Source organism: Nocardioides sp. zg-DK7169 (genome assembly GCF_013155365.1).
Lineage (GTDB): Bacteria > Actinomycetota > Actinomycetes > Propionibacteriales > Nocardioidaceae > Nocardioides.
Genome location: NZ_JABJRA010000004.1, coordinates 324,435 through 337,957 on the forward strand (window position 1 = coordinate 324,435; position 13,523 = coordinate 337,957).

General features: G+C 74.1%; 12 protein-coding genes. 11 read left to right on the forward strand and 1 reads right to left on the reverse strand.

The window, feature by feature from the left end; all coding sequences use genetic code 11:
* Positions 1-277 precede the first annotated feature (277 nt).
* Positions 278-1,015, reverse strand: a complete 738-nt coding sequence (locus tag HOQ23_RS08535; RefSeq protein ID WP_172213740.1) for a bacterial transcriptional activator domain-containing protein — start codon at positions 1,013-1,015, stop codon at positions 278-280.
* A 259-nt stretch (positions 1,016-1,274) separates the two neighbouring features.
* Between HOQ23_RS08535 and HOQ23_RS08540 the strand changes: the two genes are divergently transcribed.
* From HOQ23_RS08540 to HOQ23_RS08590, 11 genes are all read left to right on the forward strand, one after another.
* On the forward strand, positions 1,275-2,195 hold the full coding sequence (locus HOQ23_RS08540) for a manganese catalase family protein (RefSeq protein ID WP_172213742.1): 921 nt from the start codon (positions 1,275-1,277) through the stop codon (positions 2,193-2,195).
* A 36-nt stretch (positions 2,196-2,231) separates the two neighbouring features.
* On the forward strand, positions 2,232-3,341 hold the full coding sequence (locus tag HOQ23_RS08545; RefSeq protein WP_172213744.1) for a putative manganese transporter: 1,110 nt from the start codon (positions 2,232-2,234) through the stop codon (positions 3,339-3,341).
* 49 nt (positions 3,342-3,390) lie between these two features.
* Positions 3,391-3,549: a hypothetical protein gene (locus HOQ23_RS08550; protein ID WP_172213746.1), complete on the forward strand. Its 159-nt coding sequence runs from the start codon at positions 3,391-3,393 to the stop codon at positions 3,547-3,549.
* An 80-nt stretch (positions 3,550-3,629) separates the two neighbouring features.
* On the forward strand, positions 3,630-4,775 hold the full coding sequence (locus HOQ23_RS08555; RefSeq protein ID WP_172213748.1) for a zinc-dependent alcohol dehydrogenase: 1,146 nt from the start codon (positions 3,630-3,632) through the stop codon (positions 4,773-4,775).
* A 13-nt stretch (positions 4,776-4,788) separates the two neighbouring features.
* A complete protein-coding gene (locus HOQ23_RS08560; protein WP_253945279.1) occupies positions 4,789-5,418 on the forward strand; it encodes a hypothetical protein in 630 nt (209 codons plus the stop codon).
* Complete coding sequence (locus tag HOQ23_RS08565; RefSeq protein ID WP_172213750.1) at positions 5,415-5,933, forward strand: DUF1360 domain-containing protein; 519 nt, start codon at positions 5,415-5,417, stop codon at positions 5,931-5,933. The genes HOQ23_RS08560 and HOQ23_RS08565 overlap by 4 nt, the downstream gene beginning before the upstream one ends.
* 117 nt (positions 5,934-6,050) lie before the next feature.
* Positions 6,051-7,835: a thiamine pyrophosphate-requiring protein gene (locus tag HOQ23_RS08570; RefSeq protein ID WP_172213752.1), complete on the forward strand. Its 1,785-nt coding sequence runs from the start codon at positions 6,051-6,053 to the stop codon at positions 7,833-7,835.
* Positions 7,836-7,966: 131 nt separating this feature from the next.
* Positions 7,967-8,464 (forward strand): DUF1269 domain-containing protein, encoded by a 498-nt coding sequence (locus HOQ23_RS08575; RefSeq protein WP_172213754.1) that lies wholly within the window; start codon positions 7,967-7,969, stop codon positions 8,462-8,464.
* Between the two features lie 10 nt (positions 8,465-8,474).
* Positions 8,475-8,894, forward strand: coding sequence for a hypothetical protein (locus HOQ23_RS08580; RefSeq protein ID WP_172213756.1), 420 nt, complete (start codon positions 8,475-8,477; stop codon positions 8,892-8,894).
* A 206-nt stretch (positions 8,895-9,100) separates the two neighbouring features.
* Positions 9,101-11,764 carry a LuxR C-terminal-related transcriptional regulator gene (locus tag HOQ23_RS21505; protein ID WP_172213758.1) on the forward strand — a complete coding sequence of 888 codons (2,664 nt, stop codon included), beginning with the start codon at positions 9,101-9,103 and terminating at the stop codon, positions 11,762-11,764.
* A 188-nt stretch (positions 11,765-11,952) separates the two neighbouring features.
* Positions 11,953-13,521, forward strand: a complete 1,569-nt coding sequence (locus tag HOQ23_RS08590; protein ID WP_172213760.1) for a hypothetical protein — start codon at positions 11,953-11,955, stop codon at positions 13,519-13,521.
* The last annotated feature ends 2 nt before the right edge of the window (positions 13,522-13,523 follow it).

Here is a 13,523-nt window from a genome sequence, read left to right on the forward strand (position 1 = left end):
GGCGAGGCCGAGGGCTCCGACGCACCTCTGGTGGACGCCCCGGACCAGGACGGGCGCGCGGCGTACCTGCGCGAGGAGATCGGTGCGGCGCCGCCCGGATCGGCGCACGAGCTCACCGAGGAGCACCGCCGCCAGGAGGAGCAGGCCCCGTCGCGCAGCGGCCTCAAGCGCTACCTCACCGCGCTGTACGTGCTCGGCGGCGTGGTCGTCGCCCTGCTCGCGATGCTGGTCGTCGGGATCGTGCTGCTGCGCTGACGCCCGCCTCGGCGGGCGTGGCTCAGCGGTCGACGGGACGCCCGAGCAGCGGCCCGACGAGCCGGCGGATCTCGGAGGACGGCGGCAGCCCGAGCTCGTCGGCGAGCTGGCGGCGGTAGGTGTCGTACTGGCGCAGCGCGGCGGCGTGGTTGGCCTCGGCCAGGTGCACCTCGATCACCCGCCGGTGGGCGCTCTCGCGCAGCGGCTCGGACCGTACGGCGCCCAGCGCGGCGCGGAGCGCCTCGTCGAAGCGCCCGGTCTCGCGCAGCGCGCGCGAGGAGTGCTCCAGGGCGTGCAGGCGCCGCTGCCGGTGGGCCTCCTGGTCCACGAGCAGCCAGTCCTCCTGCCAGTGCGGGAGCAGGTCGGCCTCGAGCAGGTGCAGGCTGGCCAGCGCGTCCGGGTCGGCGCCCGCGTCGGCGCACAGCGCGCGGGCGAGGTCCTCCGCCTCCCACAGGTCGACCGCAAGGTCGTCGGACAACCGGACCTGCGTGGCGGTGGCCAGGACCAGGCTGCGGGCACGCGGACGGGGCATGCGCCACAGGATCGAGCGCAGGTTGGACGTCGCCTTCTCCACCGCGGTGTCGGGCCAGAGCCGCTCGGCCAGGCTCATCCGGCTCGCCGGGGCGCGGCGGTGCTGGATCGCCAGGACCGCCAGCAGCCGCTGGGCGGCGGGGGCCACCCGCACCGGCTGGGCGTCGAAGCTCAGCTCGAGCCCGCCCAGGAGCGCGAGGCGTCCGAGTGGGGGACGAGGACTGTCCACGGAGCCTCCCAGCTGCTGTCGACGCGTCGAACGAGCCCCGGTGACCCCGTCCCGACGGACCCATACCCACCCGTGGGGGTGGTCCTGGGCCCGCACCGCGGTTGAGGTGGCGACGCGACGGTGACGGCGCGGACACGCGTCCCGCACGCACATGGCCACACCCGTGCCTACGTCCGGGCCGACGGCGCGGTGACGGCGGCCCGGAAGGGTCCTCGGCACCGATCGGCCCCGCCCGGGGCCCGGACGAGGAGGAGCACCCATGTACCGACACAGCAGCGCCCTTCAGTTCCACGCCAAGCCCGAGCGTCCCGACGCGTTCTTCGCGTCCCGGCTCCAGGAGCTCGTCGGCGGACAGTTCGGCGAGATGACGGTGATGATGCAGTACCTGTGGCAGGGCTGGAACTGCCGGATGCCCGGCAAGTACAAGGACATGATCATGGACATCGGGACCGAGGAGATCGGTCACGTGGAGATGCTCGTGACGATGATGGCCCGCCTCCTCGAGGGCGCGCCGTCCGAGACCCAGGCCGAGGCGGCCGCGGCGAACCCCGCGCTCGCGGCGGTGCTGGGCGGGCAGAACCCGCAGCAGGCGATCGTGACCGGCGGCGCCGCGATGCCCACCAACAGCCAGGGCGTGCCGTGGAACGGCGGGTACATCGTGGCCAGCGGCAACCTGCTCGCGGACTTCCGCCACAACGTCGCCGCGGAGGCCCAGAGCCGGCTGCAGACCGCGCGGGTCTACCAGATGACCGACGACCCGGGCGTCAAGGACATGCTCCAGTTCAACCTGGCACGCGACACCTTCCACCAGCAGCAGTGGCTCCTGGGGATCGAGCAGCTGATCGAGGACGGGTTCACCGACGGGATCGAGGACTCGCTCAAGGACGAGGAGAAGACCGAGCCGGCGCGGACCTTCTACAGCTTCCACGACGACTCGACCGCCCACGAGGGCCGCTGGGCCCAGGGCACCACGCTCGTCGGTGACCAGCAGATCTCCTTCGAGCAGGGACGCCCGCTGGCCGACGACGTCAACGAGGTCCCGGCGCCGGACCCGCTGCTGTTCGCGACGTACGACGGCTCCAAGGGTCCTGGCAAGCCGGGCAACGCGGGCGGGGCCTACGCGCAGGGTGCGCAGAACCTGTTCTCCAAGGCCAAGGACGCGCTCACCCCGGACGACTGAGCCCGATCCCGAGTCCGGACAGCGAGGAGCACCCTCATGACCGACCTCGTCCTGCGCCCCCTGGCCGACGCGTTCATGCAGGTCGGCGTCTTCGTCGCCCTGCTGGTCGCCCCGGTCGGGTGGGCCCACTACCGCTGGGGCGGGCGCCTCGACGAGCTCGTGGTCCGCTACCGGCGCCTGGCGCCGCTGGTGGCCGCGCTGCTCACGATGCCGCCCGGCTGTGGTGGGGCGATCCTGGTGGTGGCCGCCTATGCGCGGGGCGCCGTGTCGTACGGCGCGGTCGTGGCGGCCCTGGTCGCCACGATGGGCGATGCCACGTGGGTGCTCCTCGCTGCGGAGCCGCTGCTGACCCTCCAGCTCAAGGCGCTCCTGCTCATCACCGGCGCGGCCAGCGGCTACCTGGTCGACGCGCTCGGCATCGCACCCGCGCGCCGCGAGCGTCCCCGCCCGGCAGCCGTCGTGGCGCAGCCCCGGCCGGCGCGTCCCGCCGTACAGGTGGGTCCGGAGGCCGGGGTGACGGTGCGGGCGGCGCTGCTGAGCAGGGAACCGGCCACGGCGCTGCACGCCCTCGGCGTGCTGCCGCTGCTGCTGTGGGTCACCTTGGGGGCCGGGGCCACGATCAGCATCCCGGTCACCTTCCAGGTGATCACCCCGTCGGGGACCTATCTGGTGCTGGGCCTGGCCGGCACGTTCGTCGCGGTGCTCGCGTTCGTCCGGGGCGGCTGCCGGCTGGCCGACGACGACCTGGGCGACGCGCGCCCGACGTCGATGGCCCACGTGCTGCGCCACGGCGGCCACGAGGTCGCCTTCGTGACGGTGTGGGTAGCCGCGGCGTACCTCGCGTGGTCGGTGCTCTCGCACGCCACCGGCTTCGACGGCACTCAGCTGCCGGTCCTGGGGCTGGTCGGAGTGGCGGTGGGGGCGCTCGTCGGACTGATCCCCGGGTGCGCCATCCAGATCGTCTTCACCGGCATCTTCCTCGCCGGTGGGATGCCGCTGCCGACGCTGGTCGCCAACATGGTCAGCCAGGACGGGGACGCCCTCCTGCCGCTCGCGGCCCTCGAGCACCGCGCCGCCCTGCTGGCCACCGTGCTCACCACCCTTCCCGCCCTCGTGGTCGGCGGAGGGCTGTTCCTGCTGCTCTGACCGCTGCCGGCAGCCGCCGGCCCGCCACCCTCGTCGCGAAGGATCCGTCATGAGCCTCACCACGCGTCTGCACCTGCTGCCCGCACTCGTCTGCGCCCTCACCGGCACCCCGCTCGGCATGGCCGCCGGGGCGCTGATCCTGCTCGTGCTCCTCGCCCGTCTCGGCGTCCTCACCCGTCCGGGCGGAGGTCGGCGTACGGGTGAGTGAGGCCGCCGGACTCGGGTACACGGTGCCCGGCGGCCACCCGAGCGGGCGCCCACGAACCGGTCAGCGACGAAGGAGAGCGCATGCGCGCGATGGTCTACCGGGGTCCGTACCGGATCCGGGTCGAGGAGAAGGACCGACCCCGGATCGAGCACCCCGGTGACGCGATCATCAAGGTCACCCTCGCCGCGATCTGCGGGTCCGACCTGCACCTGTACCACGGGATGATGCCGGACACCCGGGTCGGCCACACCTTCGGCCACGAGTTCGTCGGCGTCGTCGACGAGGTCGGACCGGACGTGCGCAACCTCAAGGTCGGCGACCGGGTGATGGTGCCGTTCAACATCTACTGCGGGTCCTGCTTCTTCTGCGCTCGCGGGCTGTACTCCAACTGCCACAACGTCAACGCGAACGCGACCGCGGTGGGCGGGATCTACGGCTACTCCCACACCTGCGGCGGCTACGACGGCGGTCAGGCGGAGTACGTCCGGGTGCCGTTCGCCGACGTGGGGCCGGCGCTGATCCCGGAGTGGATGAGCGACGAGGACGCCCTGATGTGCACCGACGCCCTCGCGACCGGCTACTTCGGCGCGCAGCTGGGCGAGATCCGCGAGGGCGACACCGTCGTCGTCTTCGGAGCCGGCCCCGTCGGTCTGTACGCCGCGCTGTCGTCCTGGCTGATGGGCGCCGGGCGGGTGCTCGTCGTCGACCACCTCGACCACCGCCTGGAGAAGGCGCGGACCTTCGCGCACGCCGAGACGATCAACTTCGCCGAGCACGACGACGTGGTCGTGCACCTCAAGCGGATCACCGGCTTCCTGGGTGCCGACGTGGCCATCGACGCCGTGGGGGCCGAGGCCGACGGCAACCTGCTCATGCACGTCACCTCGGCCAAGCTCAAGCTCCAGGGCGGCTCGCCGGTGGCCCTCAACTGGGCCATCGACGGGGTCCGCAAGGGCGGCTCGGTCTCGGTGATGGGCGCCTACGGGCCGATGTTCAGCGCGGTGAAGTTCGGCGACGCGCTCAACAAGGGGCTCACCCTGCGGATGAACCAGTGCCCGGTGAAGCGGCAGTGGCCCCGGCTCTTCGAGCACATCCGCAACGGCCACCTGCGCCCGAGCGAGATCATCACCCACCGCTTCCCCCTCGAGCACATCGCCGAGGGCTACCACACGTTCTCCGCCAAGCTGGACGGGATCATCAAGCCCGTCATCGTGCCGGCGGCCTGAGAGAGGCTCCTAGATGTCCCAGCAGAACGACGACGGCGCGGAGCAGACCGTGGCCGAGCTGATGACGCAGTACACCTACGCCCGGCACAAGCCCCCGCTGGCGGAGTCCCGCGAGGTGCTGCGGGCCCGGATCCCCGGCTGGGGCGCCGACCTCGACCCGGCGGACCGGCCCTCGGTCCCGCAGGAGGTCTACGACCCCGCCGCGTCGGGCGCCCGCTGGACCTTCCCCGAGCGCCAGCCCGGGGGAGAGGGGCGCGAGCGCTCGGTCGAGCACGCCTTCCTGACACCGGTCTTCGGCACCGCCCAGCCGCTGCGCGGCGCCTCCGGAGCGCTGCGTCGCGTCGCCTACCGCCGCTTCAGCGAGGGCCGTGCCGCCCACTGGCTGCTGCTGCTCGCCGCGGACCGTGTCGACGTCGCCGAGGGGTTCGTCTCGGCTGCGGTGCGCGGTCGCCCCGACAACCTGGTCGCGGAGACGGGGGTGCTCTCCGAGCGGCGCCGCCACGGCCTGTCCTCGCGGCTGGGCCGCGGGCGCGCGGACGTCGTGCACCACGCGCTCGACCCGGTCGTGGTCGCCGGGCCCTGGGTGCTCGCCTCCGTGGCGAGCTACCGCGTGGTCCGCCGGATCCGGGGGGCACGTCGATGAGGACCGAGAACGCCCAGGACGCCGTACCGGCCTCCGGCAGCGCGGAGCCCGCTCCGTCGCAGAGCCCCCACGAGCCGCAGCGCCAGGCCGGGTACGCCGCGGCGATGGCGACCTTCGGCTCGGCCGCGGTGCTCGCCGGCTGGGCGGCGCGGCGTACCGGACGGGTGCCGGAGGGCTACGCGGCCCGGGACCTGGTGCTCGGCGCGCTGGCGACCCACAAGTTCGCCCGGATCATCGCCAAGGAGGGGGTCGCGACGCCGCTGCGCGCGCCGTTCACGGTCTTCGAGGGCGAGGCCGGGGCCGCGGAGGTCGACGAGCGGCCGCGCGAGGGGCACCGCCACACGGTCGGGGAGCTGCTGCTGTGCCCGTTCTGCCTCGGTCCGTGGGTCGGCGGCGCGTACGTCGCCGGACTCGCGCTCGCCCCGGGCGCGGCCCGTGCGTGGGCCGCCACGTTCTCGATCGTGGGCGTCTCGGACTTCCTCCAGCACGCCTACGCCCGGCTGCGCGCCGACTGAGCCACGGGCAGCGCATCGGCCGGGGCCTTCCTGGGCACCGAGGGCCCTCCCGAGCCTGGAGGAGAACCATGCGAGCAGCGAGGCAGCACCGACCGGCGGCGCGACGGGAGGCTCGCCATGGGTGAGGAGCGGCTGGTCGCCGACCTGGTGGTCGAGCGGCTGCTGGCGTGGGGCGTGCACCGGGTCTTCGGCTACTCCGGGGACGGCATCAACGGCCTGATGGGCGCGCTGCGCCGTGCCGACGGCGACCCCGAGTTCGTGCAGGCACGGCACGAGGAGAACGCCGCGCTGATGGCGGTCGGGCACACCAAGTACACCGGCGAGGTCGGGGTCATGGTGAGCACCCAGGGGCCGGGAGCCGTCCACCTGCTCAACGGGCTGTACGACGCCAAGCTCGACCACCAGCCGGTCGTCGCGATCGTGGGCCAGCAGCCGACGACCGCGCTCGGGGCGGAGTACCAGCAGGAGCTCGACCTCACCGCGCTCTTCAAGGACGTGGCGGCGCAGTACGTGCAGGCGGTCCTGGCGCCCGAGCAGGCGGCGATGGTCGTCGACCGGGCGTTCCGCACCGCGCTGGCGACCCGGTCGCCGTGCGTGGTGGTGCTCCCGCACGACGTGCAGGTCGCGCCGGCGCCGGTCGTGCCGCCGCACGAGCACGGCGTCGTGCCGACCGCGCCGCAGTGGCGCCCGCCGCGGGTGCTGCCCCACGACGAGGACCTCGCCGAGGCCGCGGCGGTGCTCAACGCGGGGGAGAAGGTGGCGCTGCTGGTCGGCCAGGGCGCGCGCGACGCCGGTGACCTCCTGGCGGCCGTCGCCGAGCGCCTGGGTGCCGGCGTCACGACCAGCCTGCTCGGCAAGCCGCACTGGGACGAGTCGCTGCCCACCAGCTGCGGGGTGATGGGTCACCTCGGCACGACCGCCTCGGGCTGGCTGATGGACCAGTGCGACACGCTGCTGGTCGTGGGCAGCAACGACCCGTGGACGGAGTTCTACCCCGCCCCGGGGCAGGCGCGGGCCGTGCAGGTCGACATCGACGGGCGCCACCTCGGCAACCGCTACCCGGTCGAGGTCGGCCTGGTGGGCGACACCGCCGAGACGCTGCGCGCGCTGCTCCCGCTGCTCGAGGAGCGCCGGGGCACGAGCTGGCGCACCGAGGTCGAGGCGCAGGTGGAGCGCTGGCACCGGCTGGCCGCCGAGCGGGCCGGGCAGGACGCGGACCCGCTCAGCCCCGAGGTGGTGGTGCGCTCGCTGTCGGAGCGGCTGCCCGACGACGCCCTGGTGAGCGTGGACGTCGGCTCGGTGACCTACTGGTACGCCCGGCACCTCCGGCTCCCGCCCGGCGTCCCGGCCCACCTCTCCTCGACGCTCGCCTCGATGGGCTCGGGGGTGCCCTACGGGCTGGCCGCGAAGCTCGCCGCCCCGGAGCGGCCGCTGGTCGCGCTCGTCGGTGACGGCGCGATGCAGATGAACGGCGTCACCGAGCTGATCACCGTCGCGCACCGCTGGCGGGAGTGGGCCGACCCGCGGTTCGTGGTGCTGGTCCTGCACAACGGCGAGCTCGCGGAGGTCACCTGGGAGCAGCGCGAGACCGAGGGCGACCCTCGCTACGACGCCAGTCAGCGCCTTCCCGACTTCCCGTACGCCGGGTACGCCGAGCTGCTCGGCCTCACCGGCATCCGCGTCGAGCGGCCCGAGGACGTGGACGCCGCCTGGGACCGTGCCCTCGCAGCGGACCGCCCGGTGGTCCTCGAGGCCGTCGTCGACCCCGACGTACCGCTGCTGCCGCCGTTCCCGGCGGGGCGCGAGAAGCTCGACAGCTTCCGCCGCGGGCTGGACCAGGAGGAGGACGGCGCGCACGCGCGGGCGCTGCTCGACGAGCAGGCACGGCAGGAGGGGGACTGAGGTCCGCGCCGGCCGGGCGCGGGATCACCGGGAACGGGTGATGGCCGCGGCCCGCCCGGGGCGCACGGTGGGAGATGCCCTGCCCGGCCGGCCGAGCGCGCCGGGCCCGTCTCACAGCGAGGAGCGCAGCGATGGCGCAGCCCACCCTGACCGTGTGGAAGTTCGACAACCCCCGAGGTGCCGACGAGGCCGAAGCCACGCTCGCGGAGCTTGCCCGCGCGAACGTCGTCACCCTCATCGACGCCGCGACCGTGTCGTGGGAGGAGGGCAAGAAGCGGCCGAGGACCCACCAGGCCAACAACACCGTCGGCATCGGGGCGCTCGGCGGTGCCTTCTGGGGGATGCTCTTCGGCCTGATCTTCTTCGTGCCGCTGATCGGGGCCGCGCTCGGCGCCGCGACAGGTGCGTTGGCGGGGTCGCTGACCGACGTGGGGATCGACGACGAGTTCATCAACCGGGTCCGCGACCAGGTCACGCCCGGCACGTCCGCGCTGTTCGTGCTGACCTCCGACGCAGTCGTGGACAAGGTGCGCGATGCCTTCGCCGACCACAAGCCGGCCGAGCTGCTCTTCACCAACCTGTCCACCGACCAGGAGGCTGCGCTGCGCAAGGCCTTCGCCGAGGACTGAGGGCCCGACGATGAGCACCCGCCCGCCTCCCCGGCGGTCCGATGAGTCGGCCGGCAGCGTGTTCGCGGCCGGCGTGGCTGCGTTCGCCGGCGTCATGCTGGCGACCGTCTCGGTCTTCCAGGTCCTCCAGGCCGTCGCCGCGATCGGCGAGGACGACATCTACGTGAGGGGCCGCGAGGACTACGTCTGGGCCTTCGACGTCAGCACGTGGGGCTGGGTGCACCTCGTGATCGGTGTCATCGGCCTCGCCGCCGGGATCGGGATCCTCACCGGACAGACCTGGGCCCGCGTGATCGGCATCGTCATCGCCGTCCTGGGCTGCGTCACGAACTTCGTGTTCCTGCCCTACTACCCGTTCTGGGCGATCGTCGTCCTGGCCTTCAACGTGCTGGTCATCTGGGCGCTCTGCACCCGCATCGCGCGGGACTGAGCGGGCCGCCCGGTCGGGTCCGGGCCTCGGGGCGGAGACGCTCGCGCGCCGACGCTCGCCAACGCTGGGGGCTCGGCATACCGTCGAAGGCAGACGAACGACCAGACGAGACGGCTCGGGCCGGCCCGCGGTCGGTCGCAGGGCCCCGTCGCTCCGTCCGGTCCCTGTGCCCCGCTCGGGTGCGGATCCAGGGACGGGAGCGCGGTGTGAAGGACGGCAACCCCGACGACGGAAGCACGGCGGGCCCGTCCGCGACGTACCGCCCGAGCCGGCTCACCGGCAGCGGGACGGTGGCGGGGTTGCCGCGGCTGCCCGAGGGCTACGTGGCCCGGCGCCGGTTGTGGGAGCAGCTCGACGCCGCCGCGGGCCGCGCCGTGACCCTCCTGGTCGCCCCGACCGGGGCGGGGAAGTCGCTGGGGGTGGCGGGCTGGGTACGGCGTGGCGCCGGGCCGGTCGCGGGGAGCGAGGTCGCCTGGGTGCAGGGCGATCCGACCTGGACCGGTGACCGGCTCGCCGCGGTGCTCGACGTGGCCCGCGCCCGGCGCCCCCGACTGGTGGTGGTCGACGACGCGCACGCGCTCGCTTCCTCGGCGGTGGCACGCCTGGACGCGCTCCTGCGCGAGGACCCCGAGCGGCTCCGGGTCCTGCTGGTGGGCCGGTCGGAGCCGGCGCTGTCCCGGCGGGTGCCGGAGCTCCTCGGCCACCTGAGCGTCGTGCCCGGCGGCGTCCTGCGGATGAGCGCGGCCGAGACCGCTGCGCTGGTGCGCGTCCACGCGCGGACCGAGGACCCGGCCGTGGTCCGGGCCGTCGACGAGTACGCCGCGGGCTGGGGCGCTGCGGTGGTGCTCGCCTCTCGCGCGGTCGCGACGAGCCCCGACCCCGCCGCCACGGCCGACGGCCTCGGTCGTGGCGGCGGGCGCCCCGGCGACCTGCTCGGCGACGAGGTGTTCGGCTCGCTGACGCCGCGTGAGCGCCACCTGCTGCTGAGCGTGGCCGCCGAGGGGGAGGTCGACGCTGCCTGCGCCGTGCACCTGTCGCACGACCCGGGGGCCGGCCAGGTGCTCGCCCTGCTGGCGGCCACGGGGCTGCTCGCCGGCCGCGTGGCGCCTCCCGACGGGCAGGCGACCGGCGAGCCGCGGTTCCGGGTCCACCCGGTGCTGGGAGACGCGGCGCGCAGGCGGCTGGCGGAAGGGGGTGTCGACGCGGTCCAGGCGCGCGGCACGGTCGCCCGTGCGGTCGGCCTGGACGTCGCGCGCGGGGACCTGCACGACGCCTTCCGGCGTCTGGTCGCGGTGGGCGACGTCGCCGCGGCCGCGGCGCTGCTCGGGACCCACGGCCTGACGATGCTCGTGCGCCGCCACGGCGAGCGGGTGCGCGACTTCGCGCGCCGTTGTGCCGAGGAGGTCGAGGAGATCCCTGCCTCGTGGTTCGCGATCGCGTGGGAGCGCTGGGCGGAGGGCGACGTGGTGGCGGCGCAGCACTGGATGGAGCGGACCGCCTCCGATCCTCACGTGTCGGGGGCCCTGCAGCACGCGTGCGTCCGGCTGTGGCGCGCGCGGCTGGGGCTGGAGCCGCTGGGCGCAGCCGTCGAGCACGCGCGCGGGCTGGTCGCCACGGTCGACGACGCGCTGGGTGCGGGGCCCGACCGGGCGGTCCTGCCGCTGCTGCTCGCCGAGCTCGGCGCCACCGAGGGCTGGCGCGGTGAGCTCGAGGACGCGGAGGCGCACCTGGCCGCCGCGGTCGGGATGGCAAGGGCCCGCGGGCTCCCGGCCCTCGTCGGGTCGGCCGCCTCCCACCTCGCACTGACCGAGCACGCCGCCGGACGCGAGCGGGCCTGCGCCGAGGCCGCGGGTGAGGCGAGCCGGCTGCTCGCCGAGCAGGGAGCGGGAGCAGGCCACGACGCCGCGCGCGCCCAACTCGCGCGGGCGCTGGCCGGGTCCGTGGAGCCGCCGACCGGGCCCGGCGCGTGGGGGACCCGCTCCTGTCCACCGGACGGTGGGTCGGCGCACCCGGCGGACCCGGGCACCCGCTTCTGGCAACGCGTCCACACCGCGCGGGTCGCGTGGCAGGGCGGGGACGCGGCCGAGGCGGAGCACCTGCTGCGCGCGCCGTGGGAGCAGCTGCCCGGCGCGGCGGGGCTGCCGGTGCACCTGCGGGTGGTGGTCCTCGTCGAGCGCGCCCTGGTCGCGGTGCTGCGCTCGGACGCCCAGGGGCTGGACGCGTTCACGGCCGACCTCGCCGCCCTCGGGGCCGCGGGCGAGTCCGCGCTCGCCGCGGGCCTGCGCGCCGACCTCGCGGGCGCCCGCGCCGAGGCCAGCGCGCAGTTCGCGGTCGCCGCGCGCGACGCGTCGTACGCCCAGCCGCCGAGCCGGGAGGTCGCGCTGGTCTGCGAGGCGCAGCTCCTGGACTCGCTCGGCCAGGAGGCGGCGGCGTACGAACGGCTGGCCGAGGCCTGCCGGGCCAGCGAGCTGCGCCGCAACGCCGTGGCGTTCCTCGGCTGGTCGCGCCAGGGCACGCCGCTCGGAGCGCTGCTGCGGCGCTTCGCCGCCGCCCACCCCACCCCCTGGACGCTACGCGTCGCTGCCGACGCAGCCTCCCGCCCCGACCTCGTGTTCGCCAGCCCCGTCACCGTCGCGAGCCCGGGCGACCCGGCAGCCGCGGCGGCCCCGGCGGGGTCGCCCGGGCTCAGCCCGCGCGAGCGCGAGGTGCTCGTGCACCTCGCCCGCGGCGAGACCTACGACGACATCGCGGCCGCCCTCTTCGTCTCCGGCAACACCGTCAAGACCCACGTCTCCCACCTCTACGCCAAGCTCGGCGTCGGGCGCCGCAGCGAGGCGCTGGCGGTGGCGCGGACGTTGCACCTGGTCTAGGGGTCGGCGCGCGGATCCGCCCATTCCCGGCCGGGGCGCAGACGTGTGCCACGACACAACGCACAATTCTCGGTCCGGGCACCTGTGCACAACGCTCGTTGACCCTCGCGTCCCACGGAAGGAGATTGGCACGCATCTAGTGGGCGGTCGTACGGATCCGCTCCGGAGCTGTAGAGGAGACCGGTCGGATGGACTTGACCGCAGGGCACTGGATCTACCTTCTCGGCATGATCGTGATCATCGTCGTGATGATCTACCGCAAGAACGTCGTCGTGCCGGCCGTGACCGCCACGTTCGTCACCGCGTGGGTGTTCACCGGAAGCCTCGCGGATGGACTCTCCTCCGTCTTCAACGCGAGCCTGGTGGCGGCCTCCGAGCTGTTCAGCATCTTCTTGATCATCGCGCTGATCACGGCACTGCTCGGCGGGCTGAGGGCCATGGGCGCGGACGAGCGGATGGTGCTGCCGTTCCAGCGGATGATGCGCAACGGCTCGACCGCGTTCGTGATCATCTTCTCCGTCACCTACCTGATCAGCCTCTTCTTCTGGCCCACGCCGGCGGTGCCGCTGATCGGCGCGATCCTGCTTCCCGCCGCGATCCGTGCCGGTCTGCCTGCGATGGCAGGCGCGATGGCGATCGCCATCGCCGGCCAAGGCATGGCGCTCTCCAGCGACTACGTCATCCAGGTGGCGCCGGGGCTGTCCGCAGTCTCCGCCGGCGTCGACACCGGGACCGTGGCCGACCGGGCCATGGTGCTGTCCCTGATCACCGGCGCGGTCGCGATCGTGATCGTGTTCCTGCGCATGCGCAGGCAGATCCTGCCGCCCGACCAGGCGCTGCTCGACCAGTGGGAGCGCATCGGCGAGGACGGGTCCCTCGTGGAGGAGTTGGCCGAGGCGAACATCGAGGTCCCGGTCTCCGGCGACGACGGCATCTCGGGCACGACGACCGTGACCACGACCGGTGGCGGCGAGCACGCTGTTCCGGTGTCCGGGCGGGCCGGTGCACCGACCCTGAGCTTCGATGAGGACGCCGACGCCGGCGCCTCGGAGCGGCGGGCCCGGGTCTTCGCGATCCTGGTGCCGGTCGTCTTCGGCCTGCTCGTGGGCTACATGGCCCTCGGCAAGTTCACCGACGTGGTGCCCGAGAGCACCGGCGGCGACGCGGCCGGCCTGGTGGGCGGTACGGCGGCGCTGCTGCTGATGATCGCCACCCTGGCGCAGGACCGCTCCAACTTCCTCGACACCTGCGCCACCCACGTGGTCGACGGGCTGGTGTTCGCGTTCAAGGCCATGGGCGTCGTGATCCCGATCGCCGGGTTCTTCTTCATCGGCAACTCCGACTTCGCTGGACGGATCATGTCCCTGGACGAGGGCGCGGCCGCGCCGGGCTTCCTCTTCGACCTGGTCGCGCAGACCCAGGACGCGATCCCCGATGTGCCGCTGGTGATGGGGCTCGGCATGCTGCTGATCGGCATGGCGACCGGTCTCGACGGCTCCGGGTTCTCGGGCCTCCCGCTCACCGGCTCGCTGTCCGGCGCGCTCGGCCCGGCGGCGGGCATGGACCCGGAGACCCTGGCGGCGATCGGTCAGATGGGTGCGATCTGGACGGGCGGCGGCACGCTCATCGCGTGGTCCTCGCTGCTCGCGGTGGCAGGGTTCTGCAGGGTCTCGGTGCTGGAGCTGGTCCGCCAGCTGTTCCTGCCGGTGGTCGCCGGCCTGCTGGTGTCCACCTGCGTGGCCGTGTTCATCTTCTGACG

What these genes read in the sequence shown, in the direction of transcription:
- HOQ23_RS08540 (WP_172213742.1), top strand. Translation starts at nt 1,275, where the DNA reads ATGTACCGACACAGCAGCGCCCTTCAGTTCCACGCCAAGCCCGAGCGT.
- HOQ23_RS08545 (WP_172213744.1), top strand. Translation starts at nt 2,232, where the DNA reads ATGACCGACCTCGTCCTGCGCCCCCTGGCCGACGCGTTCATGCAGGTC.
- HOQ23_RS08550 (WP_172213746.1), top strand. Translation starts at nt 3,391, where the DNA reads ATGAGCCTCACCACGCGTCTGCACCTGCTGCCCGCACTCGTCTGCGCC.
- HOQ23_RS08555 (WP_172213748.1), top strand. Translation starts at nt 3,630, where the DNA reads ATGCGCGCGATGGTCTACCGGGGTCCGTACCGGATCCGGGTCGAGGAG.
- HOQ23_RS08560 (WP_253945279.1), top strand. Translation starts at nt 4,789, where the DNA reads ATGTCCCAGCAGAACGACGACGGCGCGGAGCAGACCGTGGCCGAGCTG.
- HOQ23_RS08565 (WP_172213750.1), top strand. Translation starts at nt 5,415, where the DNA reads ATGAGGACCGAGAACGCCCAGGACGCCGTACCGGCCTCCGGCAGCGCG.
- HOQ23_RS08570 (WP_172213752.1), top strand. Translation starts at nt 6,051, where the DNA reads ATGGGTGAGGAGCGGCTGGTCGCCGACCTGGTGGTCGAGCGGCTGCTG.
- HOQ23_RS08575 (WP_172213754.1), top strand. Translation starts at nt 7,967, where the DNA reads ATGGCGCAGCCCACCCTGACCGTGTGGAAGTTCGACAACCCCCGAGGT.
- HOQ23_RS08580 (WP_172213756.1), top strand. Translation starts at nt 8,475, where the DNA reads ATGAGCACCCGCCCGCCTCCCCGGCGGTCCGATGAGTCGGCCGGCAGC.
- HOQ23_RS08590 (WP_172213760.1), top strand. Translation starts at nt 11,953, where the DNA reads ATGGACTTGACCGCAGGGCACTGGATCTACCTTCTCGGCATGATCGTG.